Here is a 17,638-nt window from a genome sequence, read left to right as displayed (position 1 = left end):
AAGTTCCTGGGGGATAAGCCGAGATGACGGGGCGGTGATGGACAACAGCGGGGTCACACTGCAGGACGTTGCCGACCGGGCCGGGCTCTCGTTGGCGACGGCATCACGGGTGCTCAACGGCAGTTCCCGCACTGTCGGGGCGGCCGCGGCGGAGAAGATTCGGCGTGCAGCCGCTGACTTGGGTTATGTGTCCAATGGCCCGGCCCAAGCGTTGGCGCGCTCGACGACCTCAGTCGTGGGCCTTGTTGTCCATGAGGTCGACGATCCCTACTTCGCCGCGATCGCCCGCGGCGCGATGACTGTCGCTGCGAGACATGGCTTGCTCACGACGCTGGCGAACACCTTCCATGATCCCGACCGTGAGATCGAGTACGTCAAACGCCTTCAAGCTCAGCGGGTTCGAGGGTTGTTGCTCGCCGGCAGTGGGGTGACCACCGAGGGATACACCGAAGCGCTGGCTGCTGTGCTGGAGGGTTTTGCCCGCGGAGGCGGGCGCATCGCACTGGTCAGTGACCACAATCTGCCGTATCCGGGCGTCTTGCCGGCCAATAAGAACGGCGGGGCCCAGGTCGCCCGGCATCTCCACGATCTCGGCCACCGCAAGGTAGGGATCATTTCTGGCCCCTCGTTCTTGTCGTCGGTCAGCGATCGGCTGTCGGGCTTTACGGGCGCGTGGGAATCTTTCGGGCTTGACGCCTCCCAGATCCCCGTCGTCGGTGGCGATTTCACGCGCAGCGGCGGATTTGCGGCGACTCTCGCCCTGTTCGAGCGCGACCCTGGGATCACGGCCATCTTCGCGCTCAATGACCTGATGGCGGCGGGTGCCTTGGCGGCCCTCGCCGATCCACTCGGGTACCGGGTACCTGCCGAGGTGTCCGTGGTCGGCTTTGACGACCTGTGGATCGCCGCAGACCTCCGCACGCCCTTGACCACGGTGCGGCTACCGCTTGAGGACATGGGCGCGCAGGCGATGGACCTGCTGCTTTCCACCGAATCCATGGGCGCTGACAAACCCCGCAACATCCACGTACCGGTGGACCTGGTGGTGCGCTCCAGCACGGCTCCGGCACGCATCGCCGGTCCCTTGGCCTGATCTTCTCTCAGCGCGGCCTCGCCATCTCTGTCAGGCACTTTTGACGTGACCCTTGCCACATACGCTGCGATGCTCGTATGGTCAGAGGAAAGCGCTTACCAATTGCGGGTGCTCGCCGCGGACGTAGGAAAGGGATCGTTATGGAACACGCTGACGTGCTGATCATCGGCGCCGGGGCGTCCGGAGGTGTTGCTGCCGGAGCGCTGTCCGGCGCCGGCTTCGATGTGCTTTGTCTGGAGCAGGGCAGTTGGCCGGATCGCGCCGACTACCCTGCGCAGCGGCCCACCTACGAGCTGGAGGCCCGTAAGCAGTGGTCGGGTAGTCCCAACATTCGGGGTAATCCGGCGGACTATCCAGTCGATGACAGCGCCTCGGATGTGGCGCCGCTGATGTTCGCCGGTGTCGGCGGGAGCATGGTCCTCTACGCGGGGGACTGGCCTCGATTGCTGCCATCTGATTTCCGAGTGCGCACGCTGGACGGTGTCGCTGATGACTGGCCGTTGCGTTACGCCGACCTGCAACCGTTCTACGAACGCACGGATGTCGCGTTCGGTGTCTCGGGAGTCGAAGGGGACCCGGCATACCCGGAAGGGACCGGTCCACCACTTCCCCCGCTGCCCATCGGGGCGATCGGAGCCCGAATGGCAAGGGCCCATGACCAACTCGGCTGGCACTGGTGGCCGGCGGCGCAGGCGGTCCTGTCGGCACCCTATCGCGGCCGGCGACCGTGTGTGCAGATCGGCGCATGCATGCAGGGCTGCCCAGAAGGCGCAAAGGCCTCGACCGACCTGACCCACTGGCCGCAGGCTACCGCGGAGGGTGCCCGGCTCCTCACCGGCGCGCGGGTATCACGGATCCTGATGTCGCCCAACGGTCTTGCCTCGGGCGCGGAATTCTTGCGTCCGGATGGAACATGGGACGCGGCATATGCTGATGTCGTGGTCGTCGCGGCCAATGCGATCGGTACACCGCGCATCCTGCTCAACTCCGCTACGGCTGCGCACCCAGATGGACTCGCCAACTCCAGTGGTGCACTTGGACGTCGGTTGATGATGCATCCGTTCGCCAACGTCACTGGGTATTTCGACGACGACATGGCCAGCTGGAATGGTCACGTCGGTGCGAAAATCGCCTGCTACGAATTCTACGAAACCTCCCCAGACCGCGACTTCGTGCGCGGCGCAAAATGGAGTCTGGCGCCCACCGGTGGACCGCTGAACGCGGCGATGCCCACCCGGGCGGGACAAGACGTATGGGGACGGGCCCACCACGATCACGTGCGGCGACACCTGGGCCGCTCCATCAGTTGGGGAATCTTCGGTGAGGACCTACCGGATGTCGATAATCGCGTCACCATCGATGCCACACTTACCGATTCATCCGGGATCCCGGCACCCAAGATCACCTATGCGGTAAGCGAAAACTCCCGACGACTACTCGATTTCCACATCGCGCGAGCTGTGGAGTCGTTGCAGACCGCGGGTGCCTACGACACCGCGGTCGAATCACTCATGCGCTACTCGGGCTGGCATCTTCTCGGCACCGCCCGCATGGGTGATGACCCGCAGACCTCCGTGGTCGACCAGTACGGGCGCACTCACGACATCCCGAACCTCTACATCGTCGATGGCAGTGTTTTCGTGACATCCGGCGGAGTGAACCCGACCAGCACCATCACCGCTCTGGCGCTGCGATCGATCGAGCACATGATCGCCAACCGCCGCGACCAGAAGGTCCCCGCATGATTGTCAGCACAGCTCAGGAGCTTTCGATGACCACCGGCACCACCGCGGCCACCGGCAAACACGACGCGGCAGTTAGCGGCGCGTGCAGGCTCTGGCTGGGCACCATCGGGGATCTACTCATTCCTGCGGGGGAGCAGATGCCCTCGGCAAGCGAGGTCGACGTCAGTACAACCCAACTCGATGTCGTGCTCAACGCCCGGCCTGATCTGATCGAGGATCTGAACACGGCGTGGGCACGCGCCGCGGGGCTACCACCCCAGATGGCGCTGGATCACCTGCGTACGACCTATCCTGTGCTCTACCAATCGCTTTGCCTCATCGTTGCTGGCGGGTACTACGCCCATTCCGACGTGCTCAAGAGGCTCGGTTACACCGGGCAACAACCGCGCACGGTACAGGCCGGTGTCGACATCGATGAGGATCTGCTCGAGCGAGTCATCGAACGCGGACCCCGATTCCGGCAGGCCTGAAACCTCAAGTCCCCGCAACTCACCGTAGGAGCATTGTGACCAGTACTGACATCCGAACGATCATCACCACCAACCCGGCCACCGGCGAGCCCTTGGCGCACTACCCTGCACACGATGACGCCGCAATCGAAGAGGCAGTCGACCACGTCCACGAGACGGGCCTGAAATGGCAAGGCGTAGCTGTTCCCGAACGCGCCCGGCTACTGGGCACCGTCGCTGACGTCCTGGCGCATCGCCGCGAGGAGCTGGCTGCCCAAATCACGCTCGAAATGGGCAAACCCATAACGGAAGCGACCGCCGAAGTCGACAAATGCATCTGGCAGTGTCGGCAGTATGCACAGGACGGCGCAAGCTACCTGCAGCCGGAGGACCTCGATGTGTCAGCGCAGTCCTGCCGCACTGTGTACGAGCCGCTGGGCGTCGTTCTCGCTGTGATGCCGTGGAATTTCCCGCTATGGCAGGTCTTCCGGTTCGCCATCCCGGCCCTGCTCGCCGGAAACACCGTGCTGCTCAAGCACGCCGCCAACGTCACCGGCAGCGCTCTGGCGATCGAGTCGGTACTGCGGGCCGCCCAACTGCCGGCCGGGGTGTTGCGCACTTTGGTCGTCGAGGAATCCCAGGTACCCACCGTCGTCGCCCGGCTCATCGCGGACCGCCGTATCGCGGCGGTCACCCTCACCGGGTCGACGCGTGCAGGCGCCTACGTAGCCTCGGCCGCCGGCCTCGCTCTGAAGAAGAGCGTCCTCGAACTAGGCGGTTCCGACCCCTTCGTAGTACTGGCAGACGCCGACGTCGATACCGCGGCTGTGCACGCCGCGAAATCGCGATTTATGTGCGCAGGCCAGACCTGCATCGCAGCCAAACGTCTCATCATTCATCGCGATATTGCCGATCAGTTCGAAAGGAAGTTCGTCGCTGCGGTCAACGCACTCACTGTCGGCGATCCGCTGGATCCCAGCACCACCGTCGGTCCGCTGGCCCGGCCGGACATCCTCGATCAGGTGCAGCGGCAGGTCGAGCAGTCGGTAAGTCGGGGAGCCACAGTACTGACCGGCGGCCACCGGCTCGATCGCCCGGGAAACTTCTACGCGCCCACCGTGATCACCGATGTCACCGACGATATGCCGGTGGTATCGGAAGAGACATTCGGACCCGTCGCGGCTTTGATCCGGGTGGATGACGACGATCAGGCGATCCAGGTGGCCAATTCCACCGAATACGGCTTGGCGGCAAGCGTTTGGTCTCGCGACGTGAACCGTGCGCGCACGGTTGGCGAGCGCATCGAATCTGGAGTGCTGTTCATCAACTCCATGGTGACCTCGGACCCGCGAGTGCCGTTCGGAGGTACCAAACGCAGCGGGTACGGCCGCGAACTCGGCGCTGCGGGCGTGCGCGAATTCACCAACCTCCGCACGATCTGGGTCAAATGAACTGACGCTCTGGCTTCAGGTGGCCGCCAGTCTGCCTTACTTTGTCGTGCACTCAGGGTGCGTCAGCGAGTTGCCCCAGCCAGACATGATCGGGATAGAGCCGGGTGATCCAACCGGCGAGGCGGTTTCTGGCGGTGTCGGTCAGCTGCGGTGCGGCACGGGCGAAGTCGTCGTGATCCCTGGCGTCGGTGCGGCGCGCCTTGAACAGCAGAGCCACCTCGGGTACGAGATACGGCATACCGTCGCGGTGACCGATCACCTCGTCGTAGGGCAGCGTGATGGACGGGTCGCGGCGGCACACCCACCGGCCGCGGGTGTGCGGCTCGCGGAACACGTCCAGGTGATAGCGGCCGCTGGCGGGATCACGGCACCAGGTCTGATGAAGGTCGGGATGCTTGCCCGCGACGGCGTACGGCCAGAGTCGCCCGGCTCCGGCGACATCCCACTGGAAGCCTGGCAACGCATGGACGATCTCCGGAAAAGCCTGGCGGGGAACGGCGATCTCGATGTCGGCATGGAGCCGCGGTGTACCGCCGAGGTAGAGGTCGATCGCCCAGCCACCGGCCACACACCACGGAGCGCGAACGTGTGCGAGGCGCTCGGTCACCTCGCTCGGGGTCCATGGCGCCCACAGCCGGTCGAGCTCCTCGTCAGAGGGCATCTGGCCGTCGGGTGGAAGTGCATCGTGCGGTGCGGAATTCGTCATCTCGGCTCAGGGTATCGCGCGTTGGGTCACCACGTGGAGAACGCCGACGTCGACGCCAGGTAATCCAGTTTGCGGCGAATTCCGTTGAGTTCTCGGCCGATGCTGCGCAGCGCGGTGCGGTCTTGGGGCGACAGTACTGACAGGTCGACCCGATCTTCGAACTCGCCGCGGTGGTTTCCGGATTGGGCTGCACCCCATCGGGCCGCCCGTACCCGCCAGCGGATGCTGGACCCGATGGCATGGCACTTGTCGAGTTCCCTCGCGTCGAGACTGTCGAGATAGGTGCTGCCTGCCCCGTCCCGCAGACGAGCGCGGGTGCTCAGGACATCTGAGCCGCAACTGAGCGCCGCCCATCGGGAGATGCGCACGACGGGGTCCACCGCGGCGAGCTTGATGTCGACACCGTCGTCGGCGGTGGTGAGGAGTCGCAGCCGCGACGGCACATGCGCGCGGACATAGGTCGCGTCCTGCAACATTGCGGCCAACGCCGCCGGCTGCGCGCGCGCCGCCGTCCCGGCCTGACCACGGAGGTCGGGACCGGCGGTGATCGGTGACGCATCGGCCAGCAGGCCGATCATCACCACTCCGCGGTCGGCGGCGGGGTCCGCGGCCCAGTAGCTGATCGCGTCGGCCCACTCGCGGGCCGTGCGGTTGAACCGCGCCCGCGCGGCGACCGCGCCGTTGTCGTCGCCGCGGAAGCCGCAGGCGCCGAGCAGTTCGTGAACTCGTGCCGCATGGGACAGGGCAGCCTCGGGCATGGTGTCATCCGCCCGGACGAACAACGTTTCGAGATCAGAGCCGGGTAGCGCGTCGCCGCGTCCGACGCTGCCCGAGGCGTACCAGACACCGCCCTCCGTACCCACCAGCCGTGCCGCAGCGCTCAGAGCTGTTCGGACCAGCGACGACCAGCTGTCTGCCACCCTGGCAGCGCCGGCTCTCGCGGCGATGAATTCGGCGACGGCTTCGTGCGCGTGGCCGGCCCCGCTGAGCAGGTCCTGCTCGCTGGCCGCAGCAGCCATGCGGCGGCGTGCCGGCTCCAGCGGGTCATCGGACATACGGGCGATTCTGACAGGCCCCGGTCTGTGAGTGTTCGGCAACCAAACCCTTACCGACGGCTACACGAACGAAACATCCGGGTGACGCCCCGGACATCGCGGCCCGCTTATCTATCACTTGACAGATATGGACCGGGCGGTAGCGCCCCGCACCCGAGAGACATCGCCTATGACCAGTAGCGCAACAGCGCCAGGACGCGACGTGTCCGACCACACCGGCGACCATCACGACCTGGCCGAATTCGGTTACGACCAGCAGCTGCACCGCAGGCTCGGGCGGTTCGAGTCGTTCGCGGCGGGCTTCTCGTTCGTGTCGATCCTGACGACGATCTTCCAGTTGTTCGGGTTGGGCTTCGGATTCGGCGGCCCGGCGTTCTTCTGGACTTGGCCCGCGGTATTCCTCGGGCAGTTCTTCGTCGCGCTGTGTTTCGCCGAACTGGCGGCGCGCTATCCGATTTCGGGTGCCATCTACCAATGGTCGCGACGCATGGGCGGCGAGGTGATCGGGTGGTTCGGCGGCTGGTTCATGATTCTCGCCCAGATCGTCACCGCCTCGGCCGCCGCCATCGCACTGCAGGTCGTACTGCCCACAATCTCGGCGCGGTTCCAGATCATCGGTGACGACCCGGCTTTGACCTCGCCGAGCGGGGCGGCCAACGCCGTGCTGCTGGGCACGGTCTTGCTTGTGGTCACGACGACGATCAACTGCCTTGGCGTCAAATGGATGTCGCGGGTCAACAGCGCGGGTGTCGTGTGCGAGATCGTGGGTGTCATCGCGGTCATCGGGGTGTTCTTTACCCACGCCCAGCGTGGCCCCCAGGTGGTGTTCGACACGGGCAGCCCTGGCCAACAGCCCGGTTACATGTGGGCGTGGATCATGTCCGGCCTGATGGCCGCCTACGTGATGGTGGGATTCGGCTCGGCCGGCGAACTGGCCGAGGAGACCCGTAATCCGCGCCGGGTGGCGCCGCGCACCATCCGGTTGGCGTTGTCGGTGTCGGCGCTCGGCGGCGGCCTGATGATCTTGGGAGCGCTGATGGCTGCGCCCAGCCTCACCGACGGGCGATTGGCCACCGAGGGGTTGCCCTATGTGCTCGACACCGTGCTGTCCTCGCCGTGGGGAACGGTCCTGCTGGTCGACGTGTGTATCGCGATCACCATCTGCACACTGGCCATTCAGACCGCGGCGTCGCGGCTGATGTTCTCGATGGCGCGCGACAACCGCCTGCCCGGTTCGGCGATCCTGTCCCGGGTCAACGGCCGTACCGGGACGCCCATCTGGCCCTCGGTGCTCATCGGCGTGCTGTGCATCGGGGTCCTGCTGGTCAACGTCGGCAACGCGGCCATTTTCGCGACCTTGGCCAGCGTGTGCATCATTCTGATCTACCTCGCATACCTGATGGTCACCGCGCCACTGTTGTACCGCAGGCTCAAGGGCTGGCCCGCCGAGCGCAATCAGGCTGATTCCGAAGGCCTTCCGCTGTTCTCGCTGGGCCGGTTCGGTGTGGTCGTCAACGTTCTCGCGGTGGCCTATGGCGCCCTGATGATCGTCAACCTGGGTTGGCCGCGAGCCGCGATCTTCAACCCGACCGGCGACATGCCGATCCTGCAATGGGCCGGCCCGCTGAGCATCGCCGTCACCGTGCTGCTCGGCGTGGCCTGCTTCCCCCGCGGGAAGACGCATCCCAAACCCGTCACGATTGGAGCCTGAGCATGACCACTGCGACCACTGCCGGTGCACGCGACCACGCGCGCGCCCAGGCCGGCACCATCACTGACTCGATGCCTGTTGTCCCGGCATCGAATTGGCCGACACCACCGCCGGGGGTGGATCCACAGCGGCTGACCTGGGCCGAGACGGTACCCGGTGGGCGCTACACCACCAAGGTGCTGGCCCGCGGCACCCGGCTGCGATTGCGTGACCTGGACGGCAGCGCGTGCGCCCATGTGTTGATGTGGCGTGCCGACGCCCCATGGGAACGGCTCAACGTCGCCGACACCGTGAAAGTGCCGTGGCAGGCCTACCTTTCGGCCGGGCATCCGGTACTCAGTGATCAGGGGCGAGTGCTGGCCACTGTCGTATCGGATACCTCACACCACCACGATGCGCTATGCGGTACCACCACGCTCACCGGCAACGGCGCGAAATACGGTGCCGGTGAGGCACAGTCGGCAAGCCCCGCCGGCCGCGAGCTCTTGGCGCTCGCCGCGCTGAAGAATGGTCTGACCCGCCGGGACGTCGCACCCAGTGTGTCGTTCTTCCATGGAGTGCGGGTGGAGTCCGACGGCGCACTGGTGTCGACCGGGTCTGCCGGCCCGGATACGGCGGTGGAACTGATCACGCATCTTCCGCTGATCGTGGCCATCGCCAACACCGCTCATCCGCTGGACCCGGCACCGGTGTTCGATGTCGGGCCGGTCGAGGTAGTGGCCTGGTCGGCAGTTGACGACCTCACGGCCATCGGGGACGGGCTCAGTGCCCGCGACCCGGAATACCAACGCGCTTACCTGAATTCCGAAGACGTCTGGAGTGCCCGATGACTGTGCTTGTTGCCGAGACCATCGTTGACGAGATCGTTCCGCCGCGAGCGCCGTGGTCGAAGACTGTGCGCGCCGGTGACGTGCTGACCATCGTCGACCTGCATGGCAATCAGGCGGTGGACACCCTGTTCTACGGAACCGACGATCGCACTGTGCGCTACAGCGCTCCGGTGACGATTGCCATGCAGGGCAACATCTTCCTGACGACCGGGTCGGTGCTGCGGGACAGCGACGGTGCGCCGATGCTGACGATCGTCGAGGACGAGGTCGGTAATCACGACACCCTCGGCGGCGCCTGCTCGCAGGAGTCCAACACACTGCGCTACGGGCACCACACCAAGCACCAGCACGCCTGCGTGGAGAACTTCATCGGCGAGGGTGCGCGCTGGGGGCTGACCAAGGCCGACATCGTCAGCAATATCAACTTTTTCATGAATGTGCCGGTGGATCCGGACGGTTCACTGGGCATCGTCGACGGCTTGTCCGCACCGGGCAAGAAACTGTCGCTGCGCGCCGAGATCGACACCCTGGTGCTGGTGTCGAACTGCCCGCAGATCAACAATCCCTGCAACGGATTCGATCCGACCGCTGTGCGGATGGTGGTGACGCGCCCGTGACGGGTTTCTCGTGTGCTCCTCGCGTGCGGGGGGTGGAGGTCGTCCGGCCCGGCATGGCCACCACCGTCCAAGACTGGCCGGGGCGGGTCGGCTACTGGCAGATCGGAGTTCCGCCGTCAGGACCCATGGACGATGTGTCATTCCGGTTGGCCAACATCGCGGTGGGCAATCCCGAAGGCACGCCGGGGCTCGAGGCCACCATGGCCGGCCCCGCGTTGCGCTTCGACACCGACACCTGGGTGTGTGTCACCGGCGCGCCGGCCCCGGTCACGATCGACGGGATGCGGATACCGCAATGGGAGCCGGCGCTGGTGCGGGCCAATCAGATCCTCGACGTTGGTACGGTCGCCGGCGCCGGTTTGCGCTCGTACATCGCGGTGGCCGGTGGGCTGCGTGCTGACGAATATCTCGGCAGTGCTGCGACATTCACCCTCGGCCGGTTCGGTGGACACGAGGGCCGGGTGCTGTGCGTCGCCGACAAACTCGAAATTGCCGATGCCCCGGGGGCCCGGCGTCGGCGCATCCTGTACGACGAGCAACCCGCCATCGGCAAGCACTGGTACATCGCGGTCACGGTGGGCCCGCATTCAGCACCAGAGTTCTTCACCGACAGTGATATCGACATCCTGTTGCAGCACGACTATGAAGTGCACTTCAATTCCGACCGCACCGGGGTGCGTTTGATCGGTCCGAAACCCGAATGGGCCCGGCCCGACGGTGGCGAGGCTGGACTGCACCCGTCGAACATCCACGACAACGCCTACTCGGTCGGATCGCTCGACTTCACCGGGGACACACCGATTCTGCTGGGGCCCGACGGTCCCAGCCTGGGCGGCTTCGTCTGCCCGGTCACCGTCACCGCCGCCGATCGGTGGAAGCTTGGTCAGCTCGCGCCCGGCGCCACGGTGCGGTTCGTCCCGGTGCGGGCCGATGCGGCACCGTCACCCGCCACCGTCGGCAGGTCGCGGCGCGCCTTCATTCCGGCCGTGTTCTCCTCCGGTGGTGACGAGGACAACGGAATCCTGCACCGGACAACCTCATCCGACGGATCGACGACGGTGACATACCGGCGCTGCGGTGACGACAACGTGCTCGTCGAGTACGGGGAGATGCGTCTCGATCTGGCGCTGCGGGCTCGTGTGCATGCCTTGCACCATGCGCTGGAACAGGAACGGCCCGCCGGCCTGGTCGACCTCACGCCAGGCGTGCGCTCGTTGCAGGTGAAGGTGGACCCGGCCCGGCTGCCGCTGTCGAAGCTGGTGCCCCTGTTGACCGAGCGGGAGGCGTCGTTGCCCGCAGCGCATGATCTCGTCGTGCCCAGCCGCACCGTGCGGCTGCCATTGAGTTGGGACGATCCCGCGACTCGTGAGGCGATCGAGCGGTACATGCACGGCGTGCGGTCGGATGCGCCGTGGTGCCCCTGGAACATCGAGTTCATTCGCCGGATGAACGGCCTGGAGTCAACCGCCGACGTACACCGGATCATCTACGACGCAGAGTATCTCGTACTCGGCTTGGGTGACGTGTATCTCGGTGCGCCGGTGGCGACTCCGCTGGACCCACGACACCGGCTGGTGACCACCAAGTACAACCCGGCTCGCACCTGGACTCCGGCGAACGCTGTGGGCATCGGCGGGGCGTACCTGTGCATCTACGGCATGGAGGGCCCTGGCGGCTATCAGTTCGTCGGGCGCACGACCCAGATCTGGAATCACCGTCATCCGCTTCGCGCCCAGGGGTTCGAACCTGAACATCCTTGGCTACTTCGGTTTTTCGACCGTATCCGGTGGTATCCGGTCTCCGCCGACGAGTTGCTCGACCTGCGGGCCGACATGGCTGCCGGGCGCGGCCGCGTCGAGATCGCCGACGGGACCTTCTCACTGGCCGAACACGATCGGTTCCTGGAGGCCAATGCCGGCGACATCGCCGCCACTCGCGCGGCGATGGAGGCCGCCCGCGCCGAGGAACGGCAGCGGTGGGCCGCGGCAGGGGAGTTCGCCAAGAAGGAGTCCGCATGAGTGAGCTCGCGAGCAAATCATCGGCCATGAATGACGTCAGCGAGATCTACCGGCGCATCGAGAACAGCGGCCGCAGTGAGGTCTTCATCCACCTGCGCCAGCAGGCCGACGTCGAGCGTGACCGCCGACGTGCGACGGGTCCCTTGGCCGGGCTGTTGTTGGCGGTGAAAGACAACGTCGATGTGGCCGGTGTACCCACCACGGCGGCGTGCCCAGGCTTCAGTTACTGTCCCGATGCCGACGCACCGGCGGTCGCCGCTCTCAAGGCCGCCGGTGCCGTCGTCATCGGGAAGACCAACCTGGACCAGTTCGCCACCGGACTGGTCGGAACCCGCAGTCCCTATGGTGCCGTACGAGATTCACGTCGGCCCGAATACATTTCGGGCGGATCGAGCTCAGGTTCGGCGGTCGCGGTCGCGCTGGGGTTCGCCGACATCGCGATCGGTACCGACACCGCCGGATCCGGGCGGGTGCCCGCCGGACTACAGGGTCTGGTCGGGATCAAGCCGACCATCGGCGTCGTGAGCACGGAAGGCGTCGTGCCTGCGTGCGCCAGCTATGACTGCGTGACCATCTTCGCGACCGACCTGGCGACCGCACAGGCTGCCATGGCGGTCATGAGTTCGGGTGCGCCGCAACGAAGCTGGCCTGCCGACATTCCGCTGGCCGCACCGCCTGCTCCGCGCGTCGCAGTGCCTGCGGAATTACCCGAACTCGATGCCGCCTGGCGCTCGGCTTTCGAGGCGGCGGTGCATCGAGCACGGGCGGCGGGATGCGACACCGTGCCCGTGGCCATGGACTCGTTCTTCACCGCCGCCGACCTGCTGTACAACGGCGCGCTTGTTGCCGAACGCTGGGATGCAGCAGGGGGGTTCGTGTCACGCGCTATCCCCGACGCGGGATTGGACCCGACCGTCGCAGCCATCATCATGGCAGCGGGCAGGCACTCGGCGGCAGATCTGCTGCGGGACCGCCGCCGGGTGCAGGAGTTGCGATCCGAGGCGCTGGCACAACTTGCCGGCTGCGACGCGCTCTTGGTGCCCACCGCACCCACACATCCACGTATCGCCGACGTCGCGGCCGACCCGGTGGCGGTGAACGCCCGCATGGGCCGCTACACCAACTTCTGCAACCTGTTCGACATGTGTGCGGTCGCCATTCCTGCCGGAACCGTCGCCGACGGCGCGCAGTTCGGTATCACGCTGCTGGCTCCGGCTTTTCACGACGCCGTCATTGCCGACCTCGCCGGCCGTCTCCTCGGTGAGCCGTCAGCTGCCGGTTGGCCTGAGCGCGGCGGGGCAGCGGTCACGGAGCTCGCCGTGTTCGGCGCGCACCTGCGGGGCCAGCCGTTGGAGCACCAATTGACCAGTCGAGGTGCCCGGTGGGTCGGCGCCGTCAAAACCGCGCCGCACTACCGGCTGTACGCCCTCGATACCGTCCCAGCCAAACCCGGGTTGGTTCGCGTCACGCAAGGTGGCGCGACCATCGTGGGGGAGCGGTGGGCGTTGTCGCGGGCCGCTCTCGGCGACTTCCTCGATGAACTGCCCCAGCCGATGATGCTCGGCAAGGTCGAGCTCGACGACGGTTCTTGGATCACCGGATTCGGTTGCGACCATGCCGCTGCCGAGCACGGCCGGGACATCACCCAATACGGCGGATGGTTGGCAGCGCTTGCGGGCTGACACCCAGACGGTTCTTGATTTCGATCAGCGATCGGTCGTCATCGCGGGCAGGTGTCGACTCCGGCCTGCGGCACGATGAGCGCGACCATGGTTTGCAGTTGCCGGGCCGCTTGCCGGTAGGTCATCGGGCCGGTCTGGGCCTGCAGCAGCGCGCCCCAGAAGACAGACTCCAGCGTCGCGAGCACTTCTGGCCAGGCGCCGGTTCCCAGCGCCGTCGAAATCCGCCGGCGTACCTCATCGGAGATGCGTGATCGGACGTCGGCAATCGCGTCGTCATCGGTACTCACCAGCACGCGGGTGCACATGCGGGCCAACCTGGGCTCGTCGGCCAGCAGCAGGGTCATCGCTGTGAGCTGGTCGCTGACCCGGTCGGCAATGCCAATGTCTGGGTCGATGTCGAGCGGCAGTGTCGTGACCCGATGTAGGTAGAGCTCGGCGAACACCACCTCGAGCGACGGGAAGTGGGCACGCAACGTCGCGGGCGCCATCTGGGCCTGTGCGGCCAACCGCGACACCGAAACGTCGGCATCGCCCTCGAGCAGTTGTGCCGCGGCACCGAAGACGCGGCGGCACGTATGTGCGCGCCGACCGTAGGCGTCATGCAGACAGGTGACTGTCGCCACCGTCGAGCTGGACATGTGTCCAGAATATCGAGCATCGGGCTCTTGGGCAATCAACTGCTCAAGGTACCGCCAGGACAACGGACTTAACGCGCCGACGGTGAAGCGTGGGCATCATGGCGTCGGTTCGAGCCGGGGAAATGCGCAGAGAGGGCACTAATGATGGACAACTGTCCAAATTGAGATTCACCGCGCGATCTCGGTCTCGGGTTCCTTGGGTGCGTGGGTGGCCAGTACCGATCCGGCCAGGATCAAGCCGAGGCCCGCCACATTCCACACCGTCAGCGGCTCGCCGAGGATGATCACCCCGGCGGCCAGCGCCACGGCCGGGTTGATGTAGGTGACTACCAGTGCGCGGGCCGGGCCCACCTCGCGGATCAACGCGAAAAAGATGATGAACGCAAGCGCCGTGCAGACCACGGCCAACACGGCCAGCGCCAGAAGTGCGCGCAGCGACGGCATCTCGTGCGGCCAGGCCGCTACGGCAGGAGCGGTGTAGATCACGGCGGCGAGAGTCAGACATGCCGCGGTCAATGGCAGGGCAGGTACGTCGCCGAGATAGCGCGCGGCCACCAGTGGCGCGATCGCGTAACACGTCGCGACGAGCAGCACCTCGAGGATCGGCACGCCGTGGCCTCCCGTCAGGCCAGGGCCCGCCAGCACCGCCACACCGGCCATCCCGACGGCCAGCCCTGCGATGCGCCGGGCACTCAGGCGTTCTCCGCCGGTGAGCCGGTCGAGCATCGCCGCGATGATCGGCGCCGCGGCGATCAGCAAGCCGGTCATCGAACTGCTCAGCGTGCGTTCGGCGTCTGTGAGCAGTACCCAGGCCGCGATGATCTCGAAGAATGCGAAGGCCAGCACCGGTTTCCAGTGCCGCAGTACCGGCGCCCAGGCCGCGCGGGACAGCGCCAGCGGCAGGAGCACCAGCGCCCCGACGGCGGTGCGGGCCAGAACCAACACAGGCACGGAGACGCTCTCGACCGCAACCTTGATCAGCAGGTAGGGAATGCCCCAGATGATGCTCATCGCGCTGAACAACAACCACCCGCGCGCGCTCACTCCCACACCTTACGGACGCATCACCCCGCCGGGGCGGATTCTGTCGTGAGATCCAGTGCGATGTCGACGAGCAGGTCCTCCTGGCCGCCGACCATGCCACGACGGCCGGCTTCCTCGAGCAGCGTGCGTGCGTCGATGCCGTAGCGCTCGGCCGTCGACTCGGCGTGCCGCAGGAAGCTCGAATACACCCCGGCATAACCGAGAGTCAGAGTTTCCCGGTCCACTCGAACCGGGCGGTCTTGCAAGGGACGCACGATGTCGTCGGCGGCGTCCTGCAACGCGTGCAGGTCGCAGCCGTGTGAGGCGCCGAGCTTGCTGATCGCGGCGACGAACACCTCAAGGGGTGCGTTGCCCGCACCCGCCCCCATGCCGGTGAGCGACGCGTCCACGCGGTGCGCGCCGTGTTCCACGGCCGTGATGGAATTGGCCACGCCGAGTGCCAGGTTGTGGTGCGCATGGATACCGATATCAGTTGTGGCGGAGAGGGTTTGGCGTAGCGCACTGACACGTTCGGCGACATCACGCATGGTCATCGCACCCCCCGAGTCGACGACGTAGACACACGTCGCGCCATAGCCCTCCATCAATCGGGCCTGCTCGGCCAGCACGTTCGGCGTCGTCATGTGGCTCATCATCAGGAAACCGGCGGTGTCCATGCCGAGTTCGCGGGCCGACGCGATGTAGCGGGCGGAGAGGTCGGCTTCGGTGCAATGGGTGGCGACCCGAACCACGGTGGCGCCGGCGTGGTGGGCGTCGGTCAGATTTCGGACGGTCCCGATTCCCGGCAACAGCAAGGTGGCGACCTTGGCCCGGGTCACCGTGTCGGCGACGGCTTCGATCCACTCCAGATCGGTGTGGGCGCCGAAGCCGTAGATGCAGCTCGAACCGCCCAGCCCGTCGCCGTGGGCCACCTCGATCGAGTCGACCCCGGCGGCGTCGAGGGCCTGCGCAATCCGCACGGCCTGGTCGATGCGGTACTGATGACGCACCGCGTGCATGCCATCGCGCAGCGTCACATCGCTGATGTACACGGGGCGGGTCATGAACCAGTTCCATTGGCGTGGAGGGCGATGTGCTCCGCGGTCGCCTTGGCGGCCGCGGTCACCATGTCGAGGTGACCGGCGTAGGCCGGTAGGTGATCGGCCGCGCCGGTGACCTCCAGCATGACGGTGACGCGCGTACCCGTGAACGGGCCGGCCTCCGGGACGTACAGCGGGCTCTCGGTGCCGAACGTCTCGAATTGCACGCGTTGTTTGAGGCGGTAGCCCGGCACGTACCGGCTGACCTCCTCGACCATGTCGACGATGTCGTTCTCGATCACTTCGCGATCGGGGTCGCCCTCGAGGAGGCAGTAGACCGTGCTTCGCATCGACGCCGGAGGATCGGCCGGGCTCAGCAACAGCACGGCCTTACCCCGGAGAGCTCCGCCGACCTCCTGCAGCGCGGCACTGGTGGATTCGATGAACTCGTCGACGCCGGCCCGGTCGTCGGGCGCGGCGGATCGCGACGCCACCGCGCAGACGGTCTCGGCGTACGTCACGACGCCCGATCGTCCGATCGCCGCCGCGATCGGGACGGCGGCCTGCCCGGCACCCGTTCCGATGTGCAAACTGCTGGTGTCTCGGAAGTCGTCGAGATTGATGACCGGCACACAATGCCGACCGGTCGTGGCCGCGGTGAGGTCGATCGTCCGGGCTCCGCTCTGTGTGAGTGCGGCCCAGCCGCCGGTACGGGCCCGGGGCGCGGTGGTGTCGAAAACCAGTCGGATGTCGGCGAAATTCGGCATGGCGAGCAGTTCGTCGACGCCGTCAACCATGGCGGCCACCGACAGCGGGCCGTCGCTCTGCCGGATCTTGACCATCAGGTCGGTGCCGACGCTGCCGGACCCGAGTACCGCCACGGGCCAGCAGAGCGCCGTCATCGGTCGGTGCCTTCGGCGATCATCCGCATCGCCGTGTCGTAGATGGCATGCGCGTGCACCTCGAACAGAGCGAGGATGTCAACCGAATCCCCGCCGATCTCCTTGGCGACGAACAAACCATCCGCCCCGGCGATCGCGTAGGTGACCAGTAGATCAATCTGGGCGTCGGTGAGGCCGGTGGTGAATTCGTGGAATGCGGCTTTCATTTCGTCGGCGGCCTGAGCTCGCGCGCGCAGGAACATCGCTCGGGCCCGCGGCTCGAGCGGGCGTCGTTCCAGCGCCAGCATCAGCCCGAGCCGCAGGAAGTCCGGAGCGTCGAGCAGGGCCTTGGCGATCTGCGTGGCCATCGCGCTCACGCGTTCGCGGGGTTCGCCGTCCTCGGGCAGACGCCAGGCGTTGAGCCAACCGGCGAAACTGCGCTCGATCACCGCGGCGATCAGATCGTCCTTGTCCTTGAAGTGCCAATAGATGGAGCTGGCCGGTAGTCCGCAGGCCTTGCTGACCAGGGCGATGCTCGTTCCCTCGTACCCGCGCTCAGAGGCAATCTCGGTGGCGGCGTCGAGGATTCGTTCGCGGGACTGTTCTCCGTCGGCGCGTTTGCGACGAGGCGTGGGACGTGTCGTGTCTGCCATCTGCCCTCCCTGGACGACCTATTGACTCTGTAGTGATCACTACATT

General features: G+C 66.3%; 16 protein-coding genes. 9 read left to right on the top strand and 7 right to left on the bottom strand.

What is annotated here, in order from left to right; all coding sequences use genetic code 11:
• The first annotated feature begins 37 nt into the window (after positions 1 to 37).
• From BTO20_RS24530 to BTO20_RS24515, 4 genes are all read left to right on the top strand, one after another.
• Positions 38 to 1,093: a LacI family DNA-binding transcriptional regulator gene (locus tag BTO20_RS24530; protein ID WP_087078667.1), complete on the top strand. Its 1,056-nt coding sequence runs from the start codon at positions 38 to 40 to the stop codon at positions 1,091 to 1,093.
• A 140-nt stretch (positions 1,094 to 1,233) separates the two neighbouring features.
• Positions 1,234 to 2,838, top strand: a complete 1,605-nt coding sequence (locus BTO20_RS24525) for a GMC oxidoreductase (RefSeq protein ID WP_087078666.1) — start codon at positions 1,234 to 1,236, stop codon at positions 2,836 to 2,838.
• Between the two features lie 26 nt (positions 2,839 to 2,864).
• Positions 2,865 to 3,308, top strand: coding sequence for a hypothetical protein (locus tag BTO20_RS24520; protein ID WP_087078665.1), 444 nt, complete (start codon positions 2,865 to 2,867; stop codon positions 3,306 to 3,308).
• 35 nt (positions 3,309 to 3,343) lie between these two features.
• The gene (locus BTO20_RS24515) at positions 3,344 to 4,738 is read left to right on the top strand and encodes an NAD-dependent succinate-semialdehyde dehydrogenase (protein ID WP_232490839.1); all 1,395 of its coding nucleotides are present in this window, start codon (positions 3,344 to 3,346) and stop codon (positions 4,736 to 4,738) included.
• A 52-nt stretch (positions 4,739 to 4,790) separates the two neighbouring features.
• On the opposite strand, the gene BTO20_RS24510 is transcribed toward BTO20_RS24515, so the two are convergent.
• Positions 4,791 to 5,444, bottom strand: a complete 654-nt coding sequence (locus BTO20_RS24510) for a nucleotidyltransferase domain-containing protein (RefSeq protein WP_232490838.1) — start codon at positions 5,442 to 5,444, stop codon at positions 4,791 to 4,793.
• 26 nt (positions 5,445 to 5,470) lie between these two features.
• Positions 5,471 to 6,499 carry a putative nucleotidyltransferase substrate binding domain-containing protein gene (locus BTO20_RS24505; protein ID WP_232490837.1) on the bottom strand — a complete coding sequence of 343 codons (1,029 nt, stop codon included), beginning with the start codon at positions 6,497 to 6,499 and terminating at the stop codon, positions 5,471 to 5,473.
• 169 nt (positions 6,500 to 6,668) lie between these two features.
• Between BTO20_RS24505 and BTO20_RS24500 the strand changes: the two genes are divergently transcribed.
• The 5 genes from BTO20_RS24500 to atzF are packed head-to-tail and all read left to right on the top strand — an operon-like array spanning position 6,669 to position 13,357.
• Complete coding sequence (locus BTO20_RS24500; RefSeq protein WP_087078664.1) at positions 6,669 to 8,210, top strand: amino acid permease; 1,542 nt, start codon at positions 6,669 to 6,671, stop codon at positions 8,208 to 8,210.
• A gap of 2 nt (positions 8,211 to 8,212) precedes the next feature.
• Positions 8,213 to 9,040, top strand: coding sequence for an urea amidolyase associated protein UAAP1 (locus BTO20_RS24495; protein ID WP_087078663.1), 828 nt, complete (start codon positions 8,213 to 8,215; stop codon positions 9,038 to 9,040).
• Positions 9,037 to 9,657, top strand: a complete 621-nt coding sequence (locus tag BTO20_RS24490; protein ID WP_087078662.1) for an urea amidolyase associated protein UAAP2 — start codon at positions 9,037 to 9,039, stop codon at positions 9,655 to 9,657. Before BTO20_RS24495 ends, BTO20_RS24490 begins: the two co-directional genes overlap by 4 nt.
• 23 nt (positions 9,658 to 9,680) lie before the next feature.
• Complete coding sequence (locus tag BTO20_RS24485) at positions 9,681 to 11,675, top strand: 5-oxoprolinase/urea amidolyase family protein (RefSeq protein ID WP_087078661.1); 1,995 nt, start codon at positions 9,681 to 9,683, stop codon at positions 11,673 to 11,675.
• Positions 11,672 to 13,357 carry an allophanate hydrolase gene (gene atzF / locus BTO20_RS24480; protein WP_087078660.1) on the top strand — a complete coding sequence of 562 codons (1,686 nt, stop codon included), beginning with the start codon at positions 11,672 to 11,674 and terminating at the stop codon, positions 13,355 to 13,357. Before BTO20_RS24485 ends, atzF begins: the two co-directional genes overlap by 4 nt.
• 38 nt (positions 13,358 to 13,395) lie before the next feature.
• On the opposite strand, the gene BTO20_RS24475 is transcribed toward atzF, so the two are convergent.
• The 5 genes from BTO20_RS24475 to BTO20_RS24455 form a co-directional block, all read right to left on the bottom strand.
• A complete protein-coding gene (locus BTO20_RS24475) occupies positions 13,396 to 13,995 on the bottom strand; it encodes a TetR/AcrR family transcriptional regulator (protein WP_198344049.1) in 600 nt (199 codons plus the stop codon).
• Positions 13,996 to 14,163: 168 nt separating this feature from the next.
• The gene (locus BTO20_RS24470) at positions 14,164 to 15,039 is read right to left on the bottom strand and encodes a DMT family transporter (RefSeq protein ID WP_083165884.1); all 876 of its coding nucleotides are present in this window, start codon (positions 15,037 to 15,039) and stop codon (positions 14,164 to 14,166) included.
• A 20-nt stretch (positions 15,040 to 15,059) separates the two neighbouring features.
• Positions 15,060 to 16,082 (bottom strand): 4-hydroxy-2-oxovalerate aldolase, encoded by a 1,023-nt coding sequence (gene dmpG / locus BTO20_RS24465; RefSeq protein WP_083165885.1) that lies wholly within the window; start codon positions 16,080 to 16,082, stop codon positions 15,060 to 15,062.
• Entirely contained in the window at positions 16,079 to 16,960 is an 882-nt protein-coding gene (locus BTO20_RS24460) for an acetylating acetaldehyde dehydrogenase (RefSeq protein WP_170064309.1), read from the bottom strand. Before BTO20_RS24460 ends, dmpG begins: the two co-directional genes overlap by 4 nt.
• Complete coding sequence (locus BTO20_RS24455) at positions 16,957 to 17,592, bottom strand: TetR/AcrR family transcriptional regulator (RefSeq protein ID WP_087078659.1); 636 nt, start codon at positions 17,590 to 17,592, stop codon at positions 16,957 to 16,959. Before BTO20_RS24455 ends, BTO20_RS24460 begins: the two co-directional genes overlap by 4 nt.
• Positions 17,593 to 17,638 lie beyond the last annotated feature (46 nt).

Origin of the sequence: Mycobacterium dioxanotrophicus, from assembly GCF_002157835.1 — a bacterium.
In the GTDB taxonomy this organism is placed as follows: domain Bacteria; phylum Actinomycetota; class Actinomycetes; order Mycobacteriales; family Mycobacteriaceae; genus Mycobacterium; species Mycobacterium dioxanotrophicus.
This window is presented reverse-complemented; position numbering and strand designations above follow the sequence as displayed.

Excerpts from the sequence above, each read along its gene's own strand:
- BTO20_RS24530 (WP_087078667.1), top strand. The coding sequence starts at position 38 with ATGGACAACAGCGGGGTCACACTGCAGGACGTTGCCGACCGGGCCGGG.
- BTO20_RS24525 (WP_087078666.1), top strand. The coding sequence starts at position 1,234 with ATGGAACACGCTGACGTGCTGATCATCGGCGCCGGGGCGTCCGGAGGT.
- BTO20_RS24520 (WP_087078665.1), top strand. The coding sequence starts at position 2,865 with ATGACCACCGGCACCACCGCGGCCACCGGCAAACACGACGCGGCAGTT.
- BTO20_RS24510 (WP_232490838.1), bottom strand. The coding sequence starts at position 5,444 with ATGACGAATTCCGCACCGCACGATGCACTTCCACCCGACGGCCAGATG.
- BTO20_RS24505 (WP_232490837.1), bottom strand. The coding sequence starts at position 6,499 with ATGTCCGATGACCCGCTGGAGCCGGCACGCCGCCGCATGGCTGCTGCG.
- BTO20_RS24500 (WP_087078664.1), top strand. The coding sequence starts at position 6,669 with ATGACCAGTAGCGCAACAGCGCCAGGACGCGACGTGTCCGACCACACC.
- BTO20_RS24495 (WP_087078663.1), top strand. The coding sequence starts at position 8,213 with ATGACCACTGCGACCACTGCCGGTGCACGCGACCACGCGCGCGCCCAG.
- BTO20_RS24490 (WP_087078662.1), top strand. The coding sequence starts at position 9,037 with ATGACTGTGCTTGTTGCCGAGACCATCGTTGACGAGATCGTTCCGCCG.
- atzF (WP_087078660.1), top strand. The coding sequence starts at position 11,672 with ATGAGTGAGCTCGCGAGCAAATCATCGGCCATGAATGACGTCAGCGAG.
- BTO20_RS24475 (WP_198344049.1), bottom strand. The coding sequence starts at position 13,995 with ATGTCCAGCTCGACGGTGGCGACAGTCACCTGTCTGCATGACGCCTAC.
- dmpG (WP_083165885.1), bottom strand. The coding sequence starts at position 16,082 with ATGACCCGCCCCGTGTACATCAGCGATGTGACGCTGCGCGATGGCATG.
- BTO20_RS24460 (WP_170064309.1), bottom strand. The coding sequence starts at position 16,960 with ATGACGGCGCTCTGCTGGCCCGTGGCGGTACTCGGGTCCGGCAGCGTC.
- BTO20_RS24455 (WP_087078659.1), bottom strand. The coding sequence starts at position 17,592 with ATGGCAGACACGACACGTCCCACGCCTCGTCGCAAACGCGCCGACGGA.